Genomic DNA, 20,014 nt, shown 5'->3' on the forward strand with positions numbered 1-20,014 from the left:
CAGTGCTTAACACTGGCGTGAATGATGCTCTACTCTTCTGTCAGGTATGACGCAGGCGTCCCGCGTCAATAATGGGCAAGCGTAAACCTGGTTGTTGAGTAAAATAATTACTGATTATATTGCGTGAGTTTTTTTCTGTAGCTATTAGGCGTAAATGACGTCATTTTTTTAAACGTCTTAATAAACAGACTTGGACTACTGTACCCCGCTTCATAGGCAATATCTGTTACGGAGTAGTTCGTCATCTCCAGTTGTTTCTTGGCAAAGTTGATGCGAATTTCATTAATCAATTGCATTGGCGTTTTGCTGTAATACCGCTGGGTCGCTCGCGTCAGGTATTCCTGAGATTTTGCGGACAGGGAAACCATATTCTCCAGAGCATTCTCACCAAACTGCGCTTTATTGTGCATCGTTTCCACGGTGGCTTTCAGCCACTGCGGAATATCATCAAGAACCTGTTCTTCACGATAATGACGCAGGCGGTTGATAATGTAGAAGGTGACCACTTCAACAAACTCTTCCAGTCCGGTATCGCGAAAGTTGAGCGACGCGATAACCGTCTCGACATAGGTTAAAAAAGCGCTGTTGGTGCGATAGACCTGCGATGCCACGAAACAGAACGGCATGAGCGGGCTATAGTGCTGTTCAAAAAAACGTTTACTGATGCCAACGTTGAGAATACGCGTCGCGCCGAACTCGTAGAAGCTCTGATGGTGCGAACCGAGCGGGACAAACACAAAATCACCCCGTTCAAGCAGCACGCGTTTGCCGTTGATCTCCTGGTAATAGCGCCCCGTGAGCACCAGCGTGAATTCATAGTAATCGTGCTGATGCAGTCCGCAGGCGCTCTCTGTCTTATTGTAGATAAAGACATGGAAATTCTTACCGTTAAACAACTGCTGTTCACGGGCAATGGTGATTTCCGGTGCGGTAGCCTGTAGTTGCATCATCAACTCCTTACTATTTCAGCTTCTCATGAAGCTCAATCAACTCTGTCACCAGTTCGCGTGCCAGCATTGACGTCATCAGGTGATCCTGCGCGTGAACCAGTACCAGACTGACTTTCATTTTACCTTCGCCCTGATCGCCTTCAATCAGTTTCGTCTGCACCAAATGGGCCTCATTCAGCGCCATGCGTGACTGTTCCATCATCGCTTTCGCTGCGTCGAAGTCACCCTGCTTCGCCTGTTTTAACGCCGCGTAAGCCAGGCTACGCGCCTGCCCGGAGTTGATGATAAGCCCCATCACCACTTCTTCGAGCTCTTCGGCTTCGGTCTGGGTATCGGTAATATTATCGAGATCCATCATAAATCATTCCTCTTTGACGGCCCGGCATGTGTCGTCACATGCCGGGTTAAACTTAGAATTTCAGTGCATTAGCGATATCTTCTTCGCTCTCTTCCTTGTCGATAGTGTTCTGCGCTTTGTTCGCGACCACGACGAACGGCAGGTAAATCAGCGTCGCAATCCCAAGGTTGAACAAGGCGACCAGCAGAGCAGCAACGCTGCCGTTGGTATTAAAGAAGGCCCCCAACCCGGTTGGCATGGTCCACGGCGCAATGTTGGTAATTGGCGGAATGATGCCCAGATAGTAAGCAATCAGCGTAATCGCGGCCAGAATCGGTTGTACCAGAATGAACGGGATGAACATTACCGGGTTCATGATGATCGGCAGACCAAACAGAATCGGTTCGTTAATCTGGAAGATGCCGGATGGCAGTGCCAGTTTCGCCACCTGACGATAATCCGCACGGCGGGAAGCGATAAAGATGGCAAGGATCAGACCCAGCGTTGCGCCGCTGCCGCCGAGGAAGATATAGGAGTCAAGCATCGGCTTGGCCCAGACGTGGAACGTCTTACCCGCAGCCAGGGCCGCATCGACCGAACCGTATTGCTGATAGATTGCGATGTTTTCCAGCGCCCACGGCGTCATGATGCCGCTGTCGAGCGCCGTCAGCGCCAGGGAACCGTGGATACCGAAGAACCACAGCAGCGGAACAAAAAGCACGTACGCCCAGCCAACCACACTGCCCAGCGATGCCAGCGGTGTAGAGATGGTATCCATAATAATCTGGTGGAAGTTCGTTCCCCAGGTCGTTAACGCCCAGGCGATGATCCCCATAATCGAGAGGATAATAAAGCCCGGAATCAATGCTGAGAATGAACGGGAGACGGATGCTGGTACGCTATCAGGCAATTTAATTACCCAGTTGCGATGAACAATGAAAGTAAACATTTCCGCGACGACCAGACCGATAATAATACCGGAAATGATATTCGCGCCGCCCAGCCAGTTCGCCCCGACGGCATAGGCTTCACCCACGCTGTATGGCGTGACGGTCATAAAGGCCGCAACGGATAACAGACCGGCCGCCAGGGCGTCGACTTTACGTTCTTCTGCCAGCGCCATACCGATAAAGAATGGTGCCATCAGCGACATAATACCCAGCGTACCGTTATAAACGTTTCCGCCGATGCCTTTCAGACTATTGAGATTTTCAATGGTTGATGCATCCAGCCGAATACCGAGGGAATAAAAAAACGACCCCTCCCCAAAGCTCAGGAAAACGTTATTGATTAATACAAACATGGCCCCCGCGAGGGTTAATGGCATTAAACGAATAAAGCCGTTTTTGATTGCATTAACGTGTGGCTGCTTTCCTATTTTGACAGCAAAAGGAAGGAGTACCTTTTCAAGTGAAGCAATGACGTTACTCATAGAAAAATACCCTTAAAAACCGCAATTAATTACTGCGGTATATGTAAATGAAATAACTCTTTGACGGGAAAATTTAAAATATTAATTTGCAGCGGCTTTTTTAATTGCTGCAACAGCAGCCTTAAGCACGCCTAAACCATCGACTTTGCCATACAGCAGCGAGTCAATCACTTCTACAGGTTTGTTTGGTAACAAACGCTGAATTTCGGGCAACATATAACCAATTTGTGGACCCAATAATACAACATCGGCATTCGGTCCTTTTTCTCCGGCAAGGGTTTCCGGGAATGCTTCAATAATAACCGGGACTTCATACTTTTCCGCCTGCGCGCGCATCTTTGACACTAACAAAGAGGTAGACATACCCGCAGAGCAAAACAGATAAATGTGTTTCTTTTCCATTCAGACCTTCCTCATGTGCGATTATCTGTCAACCAGACACGCCGCAAGTCTCAACCTGCATCTATGCTCTGGACAACCTGCGTAACCGAAAAACTTATTTCTGTGTCTGAAATGAGTATACGGCATCGCACCCGCGGATGGTATTTCCTTGACCAACTAAATTGTCTCTCATTGACCTGGTGTTATGACACCCCTCACACTTCGGGCAAATAATTCGCATCAATAAATAAGATCATCTCCGTTACAAAAAAACCGGCGCAATGGCCGGTTCGTTGAGTTGTTCAGGCAATAGACAGTTATTGTTACTTCGCTGCCTGCGGGTCCGTGTCGTACTCAGCGCAGCTCTGGTAGCCTGAATTGATAACATGGCCGGTATCATCCAGCGCCACGAAATAGGTTTCAGCTTTACCATCACGTTGACCCAGGATGTAGGTCTGACAGGTACCGCGAGCATGGATCATGCTCACCTCAGACGACGGTTTCCCGGCAATCTGTGCAACCTGCGCGCGGCTCATGCCTTTTTTCACATCTTTGACCACAGGCTGGACAAATTGGTCTTTAGTACGATCGTAGGCCGTACACCCTGCAAGCATTGTTAATACTGCTGCTGCACTGAAAATTCCTGCAATAGTCCTGTTCATTTTTCATCCTCTTTCTAATCAGCATGTTATATAAGCCTGGAATAGAATCTGTAATTTTTCAAGCTAACGCTTAGCACGCGAATATTTTGCCAGATTCCGTTCAGGCGGCAGGATGTCGTTTTAAGCGCCACTCAGCCTGTGTTCTCTTGTCGTTTACACAGCAAAGGGTTAGCTTAAAGACGGTCTGACTTTATTCTTTTTATATTGGGAGGGGGTAAATGACTCTGCAACAAGAGATCATCAAAGCGCTTGGCGCAAAACCGCACATTAATCCAGAAGAGGAAATTCGCCGCAGCGTGGATTTCCTGAAAGCGTATCTGCAACGCTATCCCTTCCTGAAAAGCCTGGTGCTGGGCATCAGCGGGGGACAAGACTCAACGCTGGCGGGCAAACTTTGCCAGACCGCCATCAACGAACTGCGTGCCGGGACCGGTAACGATGCGCTGCAATTTATCGCCGTTCGTCTGCCCTATGGCGTTCAGGCTGATGAGCAGGATTGTCAGGACGCCATCGACTTTATCCAGCCGGACCGCGTGTTGACCGTCAATATCAAAGGTGCAGTGCTGGCGAGCGAACAGGCTCTACGTGAGGCCGGTATTGAACTGAGCGATTTCGTTCGTGGCAACGAAAAAGCCCGTGAACGCATGAAGGCGCAGTACAGTATCGCGGGGATGACCAGCGGCGTGGTGGTTGGCACCGATCATGCGGCAGAGGCCATTACCGGTTTCTTTACCAAGTACGGCGACGGTGGTACGGATATTAACCCGCTGTTTCGCCTCAACAAGCGCCAGGGGAAACAACTGCTGGCGACATTAGGTTGCCCGGAGCACCTTTATAAGAAAGCGCCCACCGCCGATCTCGAAGACGACCGCCCTTCTCTGCCGGATGAAGCCGCGCTGGGCGTGACCTATGAAAACATTGATGACTATCTGGAAGGAAAAGCGGTGGATGCCGCCATCGCCAAAATCATTGAAGGCTGGTATCTGAAGACGGAGCATAAGCGCCGACCGCCGATCACCGTATTTGATAACTTCTGGAAACAGTAAGAATGAATCAGCCGGATGGCAACGCCATCCGGCTCCCGCGCCGCCATCGCCTGCGCCCTCTCTTTTTTAATCGTAAATGCGCTGCTATACTGGATGAATAACCAGCACCCGGAGTTTACAGTGCCACAGCGTCAATCCGTTCTTCGTTCTGAGCCTGAAGCAGCAGTCGTTTACGAATATCCCGAACATCTGCGCCCTTTCCTGGATTCGCTCCCGGCTGTGCCCGGTGTTTATCTGTTTCACAGCGAAAGCGACACCCTGCCGCTCTACATTGGTAAAAGTGTCAATATCCGCAGTCGGGTATTGTCGCATTTACGTACGGCGGATGAGGCAGCCATGCTGCGACAGTCCCGACGTATTTCCTGGATTGGTACCGCCGGTGAAATCGGCGCGCTATTACTCGAGGCGCGACTGATCAAAGAGCAACAGCCGCTTTTTAATAAACGCCTGCGGCGCAACCGCCAGCTCTGCGCGTTAACGCTCAGGGATGGGAAAGTCGATGTCGTCTATGCGCGCGACGTTGATTTCTCCCACGCGCCAGATCTGTTCGGTCTTTTTGCCAACCGCCGCGCCGCGCTTGCCACCTTGCAGTCACTCGCTGACGAACAAAAATTGTGTTACGGGCGGTTGGGCCTTGAACCCCTGAGTCGCAACCGCGCCTGTTTTCGCTCCGCGCTAAAACGCTGTGCTGGCGTGTGCTGTGGCAAAGAGAGCCCGCAGGAACACGACGCCCGTTTGCTGGCATCGCTGGATAAACTACGCGTAACCTGCTGGCCATGGAAAAGCGCCATTGCGCTCAAAGAGAGTCGTGAGCAGATGACGCAGTACCACGTCATTAACAACTGGCTGTGGCTGGGAGCAGTTGATACGCTGGAGGATGCGGCAACCCTGGTACAAACGCCGGCCGGTTTTGATCATGACGGTTACAAAATTCTCTGTAAACCGCTCGTTTCCGGAACCTGTGAGATTATTGAACTGAATCCGGGGAATGCCCATGCAGCCAGGTAATCTCGCTAAACAAGAGTTTCCCTTCCGCTTTCAGCAGCCGGAGCGTATGTTTTCCGTCGTGCCAGCAGGCGCCCTGATCGGCAGTCAGTAGCTTATCGCCCAACTGCCAGGCCCCGCTAATGACAAACACCACGCCGCCGCGCGAGCCAAACGTCGTGAAGGTGCGATCGGCCACCCGAACTTTCGCCTGGCAGGAGTCGCGTCGGGTCATGATATTAAAATCCATCGACATCTGCCCTTCCGTGAGTTTGGCTTTCACAACGCGCTCACCGGCAAAGGTAAACGGCTGATGCTGCCTGAGGGTGTGGCTGAACGCCCCCTGACTTTCCAGCGTCACTTCGCTGCCTTCCAGCAGAGTGATCACCCGTTCAATTCCGGGAAAAAGCGAAAATTCGCCATTACCGGCAATAGAAGCAATGCTGGCACGCCAGTGAAAGTCACGCGTCGCCGGAGGAAAACAGCAAATTTCACGCGTTTCACCAGCGCCGTTACGCCAGAGATTGACCGGCATCTTGCGGATATCAAAATATTCCATCATCGCTCCTGATAAACATCATGCGGCATAATAAAGCACAACGTCGTTATCGGCAGCCACGAGGATTTTCCTTAGGGTCTGAAAAGAAAAAACCGCCGATCCTGTCCATCGCCTCCATTGAGAGGATGGACAAGACCGGCGGTCTTCGAATAGATCTGCTAAGCGATTACTCAGCAGGTACAGGCATTTTACCGTCACGCGCCGGACGTTCTGTCAGACGCTTCTCAAAATTGGCATTAAACTGTTTTTTCTGTTCCGGGGTCAGAATGTTGTAGATCTTATTCTGCGTTTCCATGTGCGCCAGCATGTTGGCTTTGCGCTGCTCTTCCATCTTCGCAATCTGCGCTTCTGCCTTCGCTTTATCGAAGGTGTCGCTGGCGATAATGTCGTGCATTGCGCGGCGTTCTTCAACAGGCGGACGCTTCATCTGGTCACGCTTGTCTTTCATGATCTCGCGGATCTGCTGTTTCTGCGCATCGGTCAGATTCAGGTCTTTAAACATCATGTCATGATGTGGCCCAAACTTACCTTTATGCTGCATCATCGGTTTGGCGTCTGCCGGCGCGGCGGCGGTGGTATCCGCAGCATGAGCCAGGTTCGCAGCGCCCAGCGCCAGGCCAGAGGCAACAATCAGTGCAGTTAATTTACGCATAATCTTTATCCTTCCTTTCAGTTATTTTACGGCTATCTTGTCACCTCCGAAGAAGTGCAGTGCCGTGTTGACGAGATTAACTTTAACGACTTAATCGTCAATTAGTCAGAGCATCGGTAAAACAATGAAAGTGTAAAAAACATTTTTTCACCAATTGTGGAGAAAAAAAGAAATTATTGCGAAGAGTTGAAAGAGAAAATGACAACAGCATGATTTTGCAGGGAATATGAAAAACTATACCTGAGCGGTGATGATAAATAAAGCAGTTCACCAGGAATAATCCGGATTAATTTTCTGACGCATGAAAAAAAATAAAACCCACAGGCTCACACCTGCGGGAAATACGTTAGCTTATTTTCTCCAGCATCAGGCCTGCACGTAATCCCAACGCCACGCCGGGATTGGGAAATAGAACATATTCTACGTCATGGGTAACGACAAAACGCTCGGCGCCATCTTCCGCCAGCAGCGTCCCTGCGGTAAATGGGGTGAAGTTGAGCGTCTGGCTGTCCATGTGCAGCACAAACGCATCGCTGCGCCGGGTGATCTGCGACGCGACCTGATAGCGGACAGGTGGGGTGCCGTCGGCCTGGTCAATTTGTCCCGTCAGTAAACAGGTCAGTGCGGCAGACGTCGGGGCAAACTGGCGAAGATCGTTGTGACCGAACGGCAAGGCTTTGCCCAACTCCAGCGTGCAGGCAAGCGCGCCGAAGTGCTCAGCGCTAAAGTGGGTAAAAGTGCCCCCCGGCGTTTGATGGAACACCAGCGCTTCCAGCCCTGCGGCCCCCAGCCAGCCGAGAAATGCCTCATCCCAGGGGATGGGTCGCTGGGGCAACACGCCAAAGCGCAAATGGTGAGAGCCGCGAATAGCAGTATGCAGATCCAGATGCCAGCGAATCGACTCCGTGCCCGTCGCAAAGAAATCTTCCAGGCAGTGTTCAAGCTGACGTGCGCGCTGCGTCTCGCCGCTTTCGGCAAAAAGTTGCCAGCGCCCGCCAAACATCCGATTCAAATCGCTGTGGCAGTAGCGCTTGCCGTCTGCCAGCGCCTGCGGGTTGCCGAGGATCACCAGCAGTCGCCAGCGTAGCGTAATTTCCCCCGTCGACAGCGCCATCAGCAGCGTATTAAGCATCTCCACCGGCGCGGTTTCGTTGCCGTGGATCCCGGCAGAGATCACCAGTGCGCGATCGGTCGCAGTGACGGGCGTAAGTTCGAGAATACCGGCGCTAATCCAGCGCCAGCGAAAGCCCGCCCTGCCACCTTCCCGAACCTCCGGCACCGTGTCTGCCAGCGTGGCGGCGAGAAAATCATCCATGACCGCCTCCCGATTGCTGAAACGGATAGACAGAGCCAAGCTGCAACAGTTGTGTCAGTGTATCCAGCGCTTCGCGCCCTTCACGCAGCAGCTGCGGATCGGCAAGATCCGCGGCGGTCAGGCGGTCGCGATAGTAGCGGTCCACCCAGTCGTTGAGCGCATTAAACAGCACGTCATTCATCATCACGGCCGGATTAACCGCCTGGCGTTCTTCATCGGTTAACACCACCCGTAGTCGCAGACAGGCCGGCCCCCCGCCGTTTGACATACTTTCGCGCAGGTCAAATACCCGCATGTCACGGATCGGGTTATCGGCTTCCAGCAGGTTCGTCAGATAACGCCACACGCCCGCATGTTCACGACACTCCTGTGGCAGAACCAGCATCATCGAACCGTTATCGCGACTCAACAATTGGCTGTTAAACAGATACGTCGCGACTGCATCCGGCACCGACACTTCCGCAGTCGGCACCACAATCGGGGTGAAACCGGGCACCCGGGCACGCAGCTGATCCATGACGTCGTTCTGTTTCGCGAAGGACTGCTCATGGCAGAACAGGACTTCCCGGTTTGAGACCGCAATCACATCGTTGTGAAACACGCCGAGGTCGATAACCTCCGGGTGCTGCTGGGCAAAAACACACTGCTGCGGATTCACCTGATTCAGGCGCGCCACCGCCTCGCTGGCCTCACGGGTTTGACGCGCCGGATAGCGGGAAGGTCGCGTATTGCCGCCCTCTTCACGTCCGTAGACAAAGAGCTGCGTCCCTGGCTCGCCATACTCGCCACCGAGACGATTATGGTTAGCGGCGCCTTCGTCGCCGAGCATCGCTACCTGTGGCAACGCGGAATGCACCGCGAAATAGCGTTCATCACGAAAAATTGCCCGCAGCAGCGCTTCTGTAGTGGGTGCCTCGAGTGAACGATGAAATTTGTTATTGAGGTTGGCGACCGTCAGATGTACTTTGCCATCCAGCGTATCCGCCGACGGTGCGACCGTCGCCGCGTTTGCCACCCACATCGGCGATGCGGAGCTAACGCTGGAGAGCCAGTGCGGCGCCTGACGCGCCACTTTCTCAATCACCTGTTCATCGCTACCGCTAAACCCCAGCTGGCGCAATGCAGGAATAAAAGGCCGCTCATGCGGTGGGATCACCGCCTGCGGATACCCGGCATCCGCCAGCGCCTTCATCTTAAGCAGCCCCTGCTTCGCCGCCAGACGCGGATTCGAAACCTGAAAGCGATGACGGGTAGACGCTTCGTTGCCGAACGATAACCCGGCATAATGGTGTGTCAGCCCCACCAGTCCATCGAAGTTGACCTCGCGTGCTTTCATACGGACTCCTCACGCGAGAAATCAAGGCCAGGACTCAACGTTGCTGGCAGCGTCAACGCCGGGGATTCCAGACTCGCCATCGGCCAGGCACAATAATCGGCGGCATACCAGGCACTGGCGCGATGGTTACCGGAAGCCCCAACGCCGCCGAACGGCGCGGTGCTGGCGGCACCGGTTAACGGTTTATTCCAGTTAACGATCCCCGCACGCGCCTCCAGCAGTAGCTGGTCGAACTGCGCGCGGTCAGGCGAGACCAGTCCACAGGACAGCCCAAAGCGAGTGTTGTTGGCCATCGCGATCGCCTCGTCGAAGCGTTCATAGCGCCAGACGCCGAGCAGCGGGCCAAAGACCTCTTCATCGGGAAGATTTGCCACGCCCGTCAGTTCAATAATGCCCGGCGATAACAGCGAAGTGCCAGCCTGGAGCAGACGCGGTGCCAGCAGCGTCTGCCCGCCGAGCGACTCACGTTGTTGCCAGGCGTCAAACACATGACGCGCCGCCTGTTCGGAGATAAGCCCGCCAATAAACGGCTGCGGATCATCGTCCCAGCGGCCTGGCTGGATGCGCTGGCTGACATCCACCAGTCGCGCAAGAAACGCATCGCCCTGTGGACCTTTTTTCACCAACAGCCGACGGGCGCAGGTACAACGCTGTCCAGCCGTGATAAACGCGGACTGAATAGTCAGGTGCACCGCCGCATCAATATCCGCTGGCTCCTCAATAATCAACGGGTTGTTGCCGCCCATTTCGAGGGCAAGGATTTTTTCCGGTTGTCCGGCAAGCTGGCGATGCAGTTGATAGCCCGTATTCGCGCTGCCGGTAAACAGCAACCCGTCGAGAGCGTCCAGCGCGCTCAGCGCCTGCCCCGTTTCCCGCCCACCCTGCAACAGATTCAGCACCCCGTGCGGTAAACCAGCCTGTTCCCAGAGTCGGATCACCGCCTCCCCGGTCCACGGCGTCAGTTCGCTCGGCTTGAAGAGTAAGGTGTTACCCGCCAACAGCGCTGGCACAATGTGCCCGTTCGGCAGATGTCCCGGAAAGTTATACGGACCAAACACCGCCAGCACGCCATGCGGCCGGTGGCGAAGCGTCGCCGCGCCGTCGGGTAATTCACTCTGTTGCTCGCCGGTACGGGCATGATACGCTTTAACGGAAATGGCGATTTTGTTCATCATCGCCGTCACTTCCGTCACCGCTTCCCAGCGCGGCTTACCGGTTTCACGGGCAATAATGGCGGTCAGATCCGCTTTATTACTTTCCAGCAGCCCGGCGAATTTTTCGACGATTGCCTGGCGCTCGCTGAAAGGACGTCGGGCCCAGGCTGGAAAAGCCGCGCGCGCGGCGCGCGCCGCCTGCATCACCTGCGCGGCATCGGCATCGTGGCCTTCCCAGAGTATATCCCCCTGAACCGGATCTCTTTTCACCCGACGTTCACCCTGACCGGTCACCCAGTCGCCGTTAATCCATAAAGTCATAGCGTTTTCTCCTCTGCACAGAGACGGACAAAGCGAACCCGATCTCCCGCGCGACATTTCAGGGCATCCAGTTGTGCAGCGGTTAGCACCAGACGTTGTGTATTCGGATCGGCGCGCACCAGCATGACGCGGAAGTGATGGTAGTTTTCATTCGCCACCAGGCAAGCCGGGAAATCGCCGGTCGCGGGTTGCCCTTCGGCAACGTCAATCAGCCGACTTTTGCGGATCGCCCGCACCCGGTCGATGTCACACTCCAGCGTTGGGCCGCCGTCGAAAATGTCGATGTAATTGCGATAGCGGAACCCTTCTTTCTCCAGTACGGCTCGCGCCGGAGCGGTTTGCGGATGAACTTCGCCAATCACCGCCTGCGCTTCGTCGGAGAGAAAGTGGGTATAAATTGGATGCTTCGGCATCAGTTCAGCGATAAACGCTTTCTGCCCGGTACCGCAGAGAAAATCCGCCCGGGAGAACTCCATCGAGAAAAAGCGTTTCCCCAGGCTTTGCCAGAACGGGGAATAACCGTGTTCGTCGATCACGCCGCGCATTTCCGCGACTACCTTTTCATTAAAACGGTCGCGAAACGCCGCCATAAACATAAATCGCGATTTGGACAGCAGGTAGCCGTTGCCCTCTTTTCGCCAGTCGGGGTCGAGGAACAGCGTGCACAGTTCGCTGCAGCCAGTGTGATCGTTACTGAGGAACAGCGTCGGCAGCGCGTTATAGACGTTCAGCTCTTTTGAAGCATGCACCTGCGTCCCGACACGATAGTTGTACCAGGGATCGTTGAGCCCTACGGCGACTTCGATAGCACAAATCCCCGCCACGGTGCCCGTATCCAGATCCTCCAGCACAAAGACATAACCCTGTTCACTTTTCGGCAATTCGCCCCGCCAGGTTTTCAGGGAGCGGTCGATACGCGCCGCCAGCGTGGCTTCATTAGCCGGCAGCGAGGTCAGCCCGCCGCCGGTTTTACTGGCCAGTTGCATCAGCGCGCTAATATCTGCGTGCTCAATAGGACGGATCACCATCATGATGAACCTCCAGCTGTAATCTGTTCGCAGGCAAGCGCAAAACGGTCGAGGCCGGTAGCCACCTCTTCCTGGGTAACGTTCAGCGCCGGAGCGAAACGCACCACGTTTCCACCCGCGATCAGTACCATCACCCCCATTTTTGCCGCTTCCTGAGCAATCAGCTTCGCTTTGCCTGCAAACTTATCGTTCAGCACGCAGCCAATCAGCAGACCCAGTCCACGAATTTCACTGAACAAGCCGGTGTGCAGATTGATAGCGTTCAGACGCTCAACGAACCAGTCATGACGCTGTTTCACGCCATTCAGCATCGCGGGCGTATTGACGATATCGAGTAATTTTCCGGCGACGGCGGTTGCCAGTGGGTTACCGCCATAGGTGGTGCCGTGCGTTCCGACGGTCATGACGCTGGCGCATTTTTCACTGGCCAGCAGCGCACCGATCGGGAAGCCGCCACCCAACGCCTTGGCGGTGGTCAGTAGATCCGGCGTAACGCCGTAGTGCATATAAGCGTACAGTTCACCGGTACGGCCTACGCCGGTCTGCACTTCATCAAAAATCAGCAGCGCATTATGTCGATCGCACAGCTCGCGCAGCCCTTGCAGGAAGGCCTGAGTGGCGGGCAGCACGCCGCCTTCCCCTTGCATCGGCTCAACGATCACCGCACAGGTGGAATCGTCAATCAGCGTGCTGGCAGAGTTAATGTCGTTGTAGACGGCGTGGCGGATCTCCGGTGGCAGCGGCGCGAAATCCTGTGAATAGGCGGGCTGTCCCCCGGCACTCACGGTGAAAAGCGTACGACCATGAAAGGCATTCTTAAATGCTACGATGCCGCTTTTATTACTGCCATGGTGGTCGTGCGCATATTTGCGCGCCAGTTTCAGCGCCGCCTCGTTGGCCTCTGCACCGGAGTTGCAAAAGAAGATGCGATCGGCAAAGGTGGCGTCGATTAACTTTTTCGCCAGTCGCAGCGCCGGCTCGTTGGTATAGCCGTTGCCGGTATGCCAGAATTTGCTCGCCTGTATATTCAGTGCTTCACGTAATTCCGGATGCGCGTGTCCCAGCGCATTCACCGCAATGCCTCCCGCGAAATCGATATACTCTTTACCCTGCTGATCCCACAAGCGTGAACCTTCGCCACGAACCGGAATAAAAGGTGCTGGCGCATAGACGGGCATCATCCATTCATCAAAATTTTCACGCGTAATTGGCTGAGACATAGCGACCTCATCGGTAAATAAAAGGTTATTTATATGTTAATAAATAGTAGTGTTTGCGCTGTAAATGTAGATTGCAGTCTTCATGCCAGCCAGCGGAAAAAATGCATAAATGGTTGCCACAGACGAGAAATCAATAAGTTACAACCCATCTTTATTCACTATGCGTGCATATAAAGTGAATATGTTTGCATGAAAGAGGAGTAAATAGAGGAAAAACCGCAATATTATGCACAGGCAAAATATAATTCTGGAAATGTGATCCTATACGAAATTTACAGGAAATTTCTGCGCCATTCTGACGCACTCTGCCCTAAAACAGGGCAAACGTTGCCCCATTGTTAACACCATTCGCACTCATTGCCGGAATCTCACCATTATGGGCAGTCAGTCTGCGGAAATTCTGCTACCATCCATGCACTATTCATCCAGCAAAGTGGCAGCGACTATGAAATTTGTCTCTTTTAATATCAACGGCCTGCGCGCCAGACCTCATCAACTGGCAGCCATCGTCGAAAAACACCAACCCGATGTCATTGGCCTGCAGGAGACAAAAGTTCACGACGACATGTTCCCGCTCGAGGATGTCGCCAGACTCGGTTACAACGTGTTCTATCACGGTCAGAAAGGCCACTATGGCGTGGCGTTGCTGACCAAAGAGACGCCAATCGCTGTGCGTCGGGGTTTTCCCGATGATGGCGAAGAGGCTCAGCGCCGCATCATCATGGCGGAGATCCCCTCTCCACTGGGTAACCTGACGGTGATCAACGGCTATTTTCCACAGGGCGAAAGCCGCGACCATCCGATTAAGTTCCCGGCCAAAGCGCAGTTTTATCAGAACTTACAACACTATCTCGACAACGAACTGCAGCGCGACAACCCGGTACTGATCATGGGCGATATGAATATCAGCCCGTCCGATCGGGACATCGGCATTGGCGAAGAGAACCGCAAGCGCTGGCTGCGCACCGGCAAGTGTTCATTCCTGCCGGAAGAGCGTGAATGGATGGACCGTCTGATGGGCTGGGGTCTGGTTGACACCTTCCGCCATGCACACCCGGAAACCATCGACAAATTCTCGTGGTTTGATTATCGCTCGAAGGGGTTCGATGATAACCGTGGGCTGCGTATCGATCTGTTACTGGCAAGCAATCCGCTGGCGGAACGCTGTGTGGAAACCGGTATTGACTACGAAATTCGCAGTATGGAAAAACCGTCTGACCATGCGCCGGTGTGGGCAACGTTTAAGGTTTGATGCTCAGTCGTGAACGCCAGAAAGATAGGGCTAACAGGCGCACTGATCTTCTGTCTCGCCGGGGTACTCTGGACGTTGCCCCCCGGCCTGCTCACGCTGGAGACGCTTAAGCACAATCATTCACTGCTGGCGGACTGGCAACGCCAGTCCCCTTTTCTCAGTGCCAGTCTCTATTTTCTGCTCTATACCGCCATTGCGGCGCTGTCGATTCCTGGCGCGGCACTGCTGACGCTGCTCGGCGGCGCGCTGTTTGGTCTCTGGCAAGGTACGTTACTGGTCTCTTTTGCCTCAACGTTGGGCGCGACGCTCGCCATGCTCACCAGTCGTTACCTGCTGCGTGACTGGGTGTCGCAGCGTTTTGCCCGACATATGGCAACGGTGAATAACGGGATGGCGCGAGACGGTGCTTTTTACCTCTTTGCGCTACGCCTGATGCCACTGTTCCCGTTCGTTGTCGTCAACCTGCTGGCCGGTCTCACCGCCGTTGGCGTGCGCCGTTACTGGTGGGTCAGTCAGTTAGGGATGCTGCCTGCCACCGTGGTCTATCTGAATGCCGGACGCCAGTTAAGCCAGTTAACCTCCCTACGTGACATTGTCTCTCCCGAGATGCTGGTCGCTTTCGCCCTGTTGGGATTATTACCGCTGGCCTCCCGATGGCTGGTAACACGTTTTTTTCAGGAGTAATGATGCGCTGGGGATTACTACTTGCAGGCCTGTTGCTGACCGCTCAGAGCCACGCTGAACAGAGCTGGCAGCAGATCAAAGATGAAGCCAAAGGCCAGACCGTCTGGTTCAACGCCTGGGGCGGTGACAGCGCCATTAACCAGTACCTTGACTGGGTCAGCGGCGAGATGAAAACGCACTATGCCGTCGACCTTAAAATCGTCCGTCTCGCCGATGCAGCTGATGCCGTGAAGCGTATTCAGACGGAAGCCGCCGCGGGGCGGAAAACCGGCGGCTCTGTCGACCTGCTGTGGGTTAACGGCGAAAACTTCCGCACGTTAAAAGAGGCGGGATTGTTGCAGACCCAGTGGGCGGAAACGCTGCCCAACTGGCGCTATGTCGACACGCAAAAACCGGTACGTGAAGATTTCTCCATTCCCACTGACGGGGCTGAATCACCCTGGGGCGGCGCGCAGTTGACGTTTATCGCGGACAGCGTCGTGACGCCACAACCTCCGCAAAGTCCGCAGGCGCTGTTGGCATTTGCCCGGGCGCATCCAGGCACCGTCAGCTACCCGCGCCCGCCAGACTTTACCGGCACGGCGTTTCTGGAGCAGTTATTGATCTCGCTTACTGACGAGCCGCACGCGCTTACCGTCGCACCGGATAGCGCCACCTTCGCGCGGGTGACCGGGCCGCTGTGGCGCTACCTTGACGCGCTGCATCCAGCGCTGTGGCGTGAAGGCAGGGATTTCCCGCCATCTCCGGCACGAATGGACGCATTGCTCAACGGCGGGACGCTGCGCCTGTCGTTAACCTTTAACCCCGCCCACGCTCAGCAAAAAGTCGCCAGCGGTGAATTGCCGAAGAGCAGCTATAGCTTTGGTTTTACCGGCGGAATGATTGGCAACGTTCACTTTGTCACTATTCCTGCTAACGCCCGCGCCAGCGCCGGGGCCAAGCTGGTCGCCAACTTCCTGCTCTCTCCTGACGCGCAGTTGCGTAAGGCCGACCCGACATTCTGGGGCGACCCGTCGGTACTGGATGCGAAAAAACTGCCTGCCGCTCAACAGGCGGCGCTGGAAACACGCATTCCGGACGGCCTGCCCGCCGTCCTGCCTGAACCTCATGCGGCCTGGGTTAACGCCCTGGAGCAAGAATGGCTGCGCCGCTACGGGTCGCGCTAACGCTTCTGGCCTGGCTGTGCATGGCGGCGATTTACGCGCCAGTACTGCCTGCCAGCGCGTTGCTGATCGCCCCGTCGCTGTCGCTGGCGAACTGGCAGGCGCTTTTTGCCGATCCTCAGCTACCGCAGGCGCTGCTGGCAACCGTGGTTTCGGTGTTCGTCGCTACCGCTGGTTCGCTTTTTATTGCGCTATCCATTGTGGTGGCGCTCTGGCCCGGCCTACGCTGGCGACGACTGACTACCCGCCTGCCGTGGCTGTTAGCCATTCCTCATGTCGCATTTGCCAGCGCGGCTCTGCTGCTTTTCGCCGAAGGCGGACTGCTCTGGCGCGCGCTGCCGTATCTCTCTCCCGCGCTCGATCGCTACGGCATTGGGCTGGGCGTGACGCTGGCGGTGAAAGAGAGCGCTTTCGTGCTGTGGATTTTATCGATTCTACTGAGTGAGAAACGGCTGGCTCAGCAAGTCATCGTCCTGGATTCGCTGGGCTACAGCCGCCGACAGGCGCTCTGCTGGTTGTTATTGCCTGCCATCGCCCCCGGGCTGGGTATTGTGATGCTGGCCGTCGTGGCGTGGACGATGTCGGCGGTAGATGTTGCCATTATCCTTGGTCCCGGTAATCCGCCGACGCTGGCGGTTCTCTCCTGGCAGTGGCTCAGTCAAGGGGACAGTGAACAGCAGGTCAAAGGCGCGCTGGCAAGCCTGCTTTTACTGGCGCTACTCGCCCTTTTTACTCTCGCGGGTTACCTGCTCTGGCGCTGTTGGCAACGCACGCTTCCCGACATCAGCGGCGTACGTCAACACGCTGTCCCATCCGTGACGGGGAAAGCGCTGTCTCTGTCGCTCCCCGCAACGGGCGTGCTGTGCACGGTATTATTGCTTCTTCTCGCCCGGCAATCAGCGCTCAATCTCGGGGCGTTAATCCACAGCGTCGTGGCAGGGCTGGCCGCCAGCATGCTGGGGTTGTTCATCTTGCTGCTATGGCTGGAATGGGGACCGCAGCGCGGACATCGTTGGGTCTGGCTGCCGATCCTCCTCCCGGCGCTGCCGCTGGTAATGGGGCAATATGCACTAGCGCTACACCTTGAACAGGACGGTCAGTTTGCCACGATCGTCTGGGGGCATCTGCTGTGGGTAGTGCCGTGGATGTTGTTCGTTCTGAAACCGGCCTGGCAACGCATCGATCCCCGACTGCTGCTGATTGCCCGGACGCTGGGTTGGTCGCGGGTGAAAATCTTTTACACCGTAAAATGCCCGCAGATTTTGCGTCCTGCACTGGTGGCGCTGGCGGTGGGTTTCTCCGTCAGTATCGCGCAGTATATGCCGACACTGTGGCTGGGTGCAGGCCGTTTTCCGACGCTGACGACGGAAGCCGTCGCCCTCAGCAGCGGTGGCAGCACAGGTATTCTGGCCGCGCAGGCACTCTGGCAATTGCTGTTACCGCTGTTAGTGTTCGCGCTGATGGCCGGGCTTTCATCATGGGTCGGCCACTGCCGACGAGGGTTGCGCTAATGCTCACCGTTCGCCATCTTACTCTGTTTCTTAACCAAACCCCGTTGTTCGGCCCGCTCACCTTCGATGTCGCGAAAGGTGACATTGTCACATTGATGGGTCCCTCCGGCTGCGGCAAGTCTTCACTACTGGCGTGGATGGTGGGCGCGCTGACATCGCCACTGCACGCCAGCGGTGAACTGTGGCGGGATGAGCAACGTCTGGATACGCTCCCTACGGCCCAACGGCAGACCGGCATTTTATTTCAGGATGCCTTGCTGTTTGATCACTTTACGGTGGGACAAAATCTGCTGTTAGCGCTTCCCGCCAGTCTGAAAGGCGCTGCGCGGCATGATGCGGTTCATCACGCGCTTGAACGCGCGGGGATGGCGGGATTCTCTTCTCGCGATCCTGCCACGCTGTCCGGCGGTCAGCGCGCGCGGGTCGCACTGCTTCGCGCCCTGCTGGCGCAACCCAGAACGTTGCTGCTGGACGAACCGTTCAGCCGTCTGGATACTGACAGGCGGGCAGACTTTCGCCAGTGGGTCTTCGCCGAAGTGCGACGACTGGACATTCCTGTCGTTCAGGTGACGCATGATGCGCAGGATATTCCGCCTGGCGGCTTTGTTTTGCAGTTATCTCCCGCGGCGTGAAATTACCTACATACTGCGTTAACGCAAAGTTTTTCCGCTACAGCGAGCACAGAATGGCGCCACCTTATCTCAACGTCGGGCAATTCGATGAAACGTGTTTCTCAAATGACCGCGCTGGCACTGGCTTTAGGGCTCGCTTGCGCTTCCACCTGGGCCGCTGATATGGCGCAGGCACTCAATTTCAAACAACTGGCGCAAAAACAAGGCACGGCTATCGATACCCGCGCAAGCGCGTTCTACAATGGCTGGCCGCAATCGTTAAACGGCCCTTCCGGACATGAACCCTCCGCCCTGAACCTCTCCGCACGCTGGCTCGACAACATGAGTGACGAACAGCTCAACGCCTGGATCCAACAGCATCAACTGAAATCCGACGCCCCTGTCGCGGTGTACGGCAGCGACAGTGACGTGCAGGCGGTGAAAAGCCGTCTGCAAAAGGCGGGGCTGCAACAGGTTGCTACGCTGAGCGACGCGCTGCAGGATCCGGCCCGTCTGCAACGACTGCCGCATTTCGAACAGCTGGTTTATCCGCAGTGGCTGCATGACCTGCAACAGGGTAAAGAGGTGACCGCGAAACCTGCCGGTGACTGGAAAGTGATTGAAGCCGCCTGGGGCGCGCCGAAATTTTATCTGCTCAGCCATATTCCGGGGGCGGATTACATCGACACCAACGAAGTGGAAAGCGAACCGCTGTGGAATAAAGTCTCCGACGCCAGTCTGCAGGCGATGCTGGCGAAACACGGTATTCGTCACGACACGACGGTTATCCTGTATGGTCGCGATGTTTACGCGGCAGCTCGGGTGGCGCAAATCATGCTGTATGCCGGGGTGAAGGACGTTCGTCTGCTCGACGGTGGCTGGCAAACCTGGTCCGACGCCGGGTTGCCGGTCGAGCGTGGTACTCCTGCGAAGGTCAAACCTGAGCCCGATTTTGGCGTGACCATTCCGGCGCAGCCGCAATTGATGCTTGATATGGAACAGGCTCGTGGGTTGTTGCACCGCCAGGACGCGTCGCTGGTTAGTATTCGTTCCTGGCCGGAATTTATCGGCACCACCAGCGGATACAGCTACATCAAGCCAAAAGGTGAAATTGCCGGTGCGCGTTGGGGGCATGCCGGCAGCGACTCGACCCACATGGAAGATTTCCATAACCCGGACGGCACCATGCGCAGCGCGGAGGATATCGCCGCAATGTGGAAGCAGTGGCACATTCTGCCGGATCAGCAGGTCGCCTTTTACTGTGGCACCGGCTGGCGTGCGTCAGAGACGTTTATGTACGCCCGGGCGATGGGCTGGAAGAACGTCTCTGTTTATGACGGCGGTTGGTACGAGTGGAGCAGCGATCCGAAAAACCCGGTCTCCACAGGCGAACGCGGTCCGGACAGCAGCAAATAA

General features: G+C 55.5%; 20 protein-coding genes. 8 read left to right on the top strand and 12 right to left on the bottom strand.

All coding sequences use genetic code 11. The annotated features are described in order from the left end of the window. Window positions 1–107 precede the first annotated feature (107 nt). The 5 genes from chbR to osmE form a co-directional block, all read right to left on the bottom strand. Complete coding sequence (chbR, locus tag I6L53_RS12195) at window positions 108–950, bottom strand: transcriptional regulator ChbR (RefSeq protein WP_080949887.1); 843 nt, start codon at window positions 948–950, stop codon at window positions 108–110. Between the two features lie 10 nt (window positions 951–960). Next, the gene (gene chbA / locus I6L53_RS12200) at window positions 961–1,308 is read right to left on the bottom strand and encodes a PTS N,N'-diacetylchitobiose transporter subunit IIA (RefSeq protein ID WP_042319408.1); all 348 of its coding nucleotides are present in this window, start codon (window positions 1,306–1,308) and stop codon (window positions 961–963) included. 52 nt (window positions 1,309–1,360) lie between these two features. Further along, window positions 1,361–2,719, bottom strand: a complete 1,359-nt coding sequence (chbC, locus tag I6L53_RS12205) for a PTS N,N'-diacetylchitobiose transporter subunit IIC (RefSeq protein ID WP_042319409.1) — start codon at window positions 2,717–2,719, stop codon at window positions 1,361–1,363. 81 nt (window positions 2,720–2,800) lie between these two features. After that, window positions 2,801–3,121, bottom strand: coding sequence for a PTS N,N'-diacetylchitobiose transporter subunit IIB (gene chbB / locus I6L53_RS12210; protein WP_042319411.1), 321 nt, complete (start codon window positions 3,119–3,121; stop codon window positions 2,801–2,803). A 302-nt stretch (window positions 3,122–3,423) separates the two neighbouring features. Next, window positions 3,424–3,762: an osmotically-inducible lipoprotein OsmE gene (osmE, locus tag I6L53_RS12215; protein WP_042319412.1), complete on the bottom strand. Its 339-nt coding sequence runs from the start codon at window positions 3,760–3,762 to the stop codon at window positions 3,424–3,426. A 218-nt stretch (window positions 3,763–3,980) separates the two neighbouring features. Between osmE and nadE the strand changes: the two genes are divergently transcribed. Both nadE and cho read left to right on the top strand, forming a co-directional pair. Then, complete coding sequence (gene nadE, locus I6L53_RS12220) at window positions 3,981–4,808, top strand: ammonia-dependent NAD(+) synthetase (protein ID WP_042319415.1); 828 nt, start codon at window positions 3,981–3,983, stop codon at window positions 4,806–4,808. 93 nt (window positions 4,809–4,901) lie between these two features. Beyond that, on the top strand, window positions 4,902–5,816 hold the full coding sequence (gene cho, locus I6L53_RS12225) for an excinuclease Cho (RefSeq protein ID WP_084196590.1): 915 nt from the start codon (window positions 4,902–4,904) through the stop codon (window positions 5,814–5,816). Here cho and ves read toward each other — a convergent pair. From ves to astC, 7 genes are all read right to left on the bottom strand, one after another. Then, a complete protein-coding gene (ves, locus tag I6L53_RS12230) occupies window positions 5,776–6,351 on the bottom strand; it encodes an environmental stress-induced protein Ves (RefSeq protein WP_042319417.1) in 576 nt (191 codons plus the stop codon). The two genes, cho and ves, sit on opposite strands and share 41 nt — an antisense overlap. Before the next feature lie 166 nt (window positions 6,352–6,517). Then, on the bottom strand, window positions 6,518–7,003 hold the full coding sequence (spy, locus tag I6L53_RS12235; RefSeq protein WP_042319419.1) for an ATP-independent periplasmic protein-refolding chaperone Spy: 486 nt from the start codon (window positions 7,001–7,003) through the stop codon (window positions 6,518–6,520). A 346-nt stretch (window positions 7,004–7,349) separates the two neighbouring features. Then, the gene (gene astE, locus I6L53_RS12240) at window positions 7,350–8,318 is read right to left on the bottom strand and encodes a succinylglutamate desuccinylase (protein WP_042319421.1); all 969 of its coding nucleotides are present in this window, start codon (window positions 8,316–8,318) and stop codon (window positions 7,350–7,352) included. After that, window positions 8,311–9,654: an N-succinylarginine dihydrolase gene (astB, locus tag I6L53_RS12245; RefSeq protein ID WP_042319423.1), complete on the bottom strand. Its 1,344-nt coding sequence runs from the start codon at window positions 9,652–9,654 to the stop codon at window positions 8,311–8,313. Before astB ends, astE begins: the two co-directional genes overlap by 8 nt. Then, window positions 9,651–11,129, bottom strand: coding sequence for a succinylglutamate-semialdehyde dehydrogenase (gene astD, locus I6L53_RS12250; protein WP_042319425.1), 1,479 nt, complete (start codon window positions 11,127–11,129; stop codon window positions 9,651–9,653). The genes astB and astD overlap by 4 nt, the downstream gene beginning before the upstream one ends. After that, complete coding sequence (astA, locus tag I6L53_RS12255; protein WP_042319426.1) at window positions 11,126–12,160, bottom strand: arginine N-succinyltransferase; 1,035 nt, start codon at window positions 12,158–12,160, stop codon at window positions 11,126–11,128. Before astA ends, astD begins: the two co-directional genes overlap by 4 nt. Beyond that, on the bottom strand, window positions 12,157–13,377 hold the full coding sequence (gene astC / locus I6L53_RS12260; RefSeq protein WP_042319427.1) for a succinylornithine/acetylornithine transaminase: 1,221 nt from the start codon (window positions 13,375–13,377) through the stop codon (window positions 12,157–12,159). The genes astA and astC overlap by 4 nt, the downstream gene beginning before the upstream one ends. Window positions 13,378–13,822: 445 nt before the next feature. On the opposite strand from astC, the gene xthA reads away from it, so the two are divergent. From xthA to I6L53_RS12290, 6 genes are all read left to right on the top strand, one after another. After that, the gene (xthA, locus tag I6L53_RS12265) at window positions 13,823–14,629 is read left to right on the top strand and encodes an exodeoxyribonuclease III (RefSeq protein WP_042320061.1); all 807 of its coding nucleotides are present in this window, start codon (window positions 13,823–13,825) and stop codon (window positions 14,627–14,629) included. A gap of 9 nt (window positions 14,630–14,638) precedes the next feature. Continuing rightward, complete coding sequence (locus tag I6L53_RS12270) at window positions 14,639–15,313, top strand: TVP38/TMEM64 family protein (RefSeq protein WP_042319430.1); 675 nt, start codon at window positions 14,639–14,641, stop codon at window positions 15,311–15,313. Then, window positions 15,313–16,479: an ABC transporter substrate-binding protein gene (locus I6L53_RS12275; RefSeq protein ID WP_378078064.1), complete on the top strand. Its 1,167-nt coding sequence runs from the start codon at window positions 15,313–15,315 to the stop codon at window positions 16,477–16,479. Before I6L53_RS12270 ends, I6L53_RS12275 begins: the two co-directional genes overlap by 1 nt. Further along, a complete protein-coding gene (locus I6L53_RS12280; protein ID WP_042319432.1) occupies window positions 16,452–17,987 on the top strand; it encodes an ABC transporter permease family protein in 1,536 nt (511 codons plus the stop codon). The genes I6L53_RS12275 and I6L53_RS12280 overlap by 28 nt, the downstream gene beginning before the upstream one ends. Then, window positions 17,987–18,619, top strand: a complete 633-nt coding sequence (locus tag I6L53_RS12285) for an ATP-binding cassette domain-containing protein (protein ID WP_042319434.1) — start codon at window positions 17,987–17,989, stop codon at window positions 18,617–18,619. The genes I6L53_RS12280 and I6L53_RS12285 overlap by 1 nt, the downstream gene beginning before the upstream one ends. Window positions 18,620–18,706: 87 nt before the next feature. Continuing rightward, entirely contained in the window at window positions 18,707–20,014 is a 1,308-nt protein-coding gene (locus I6L53_RS12290; RefSeq protein WP_042319436.1) for a rhodanese-like domain-containing protein, read from the top strand.

The sequence above is a fragment of the Citrobacter farmeri genome, assembly GCF_019048065.1.
GTDB classification, from domain to species: domain Bacteria; phylum Pseudomonadota; class Gammaproteobacteria; order Enterobacterales; family Enterobacteriaceae; genus Citrobacter_A; species Citrobacter_A farmeri.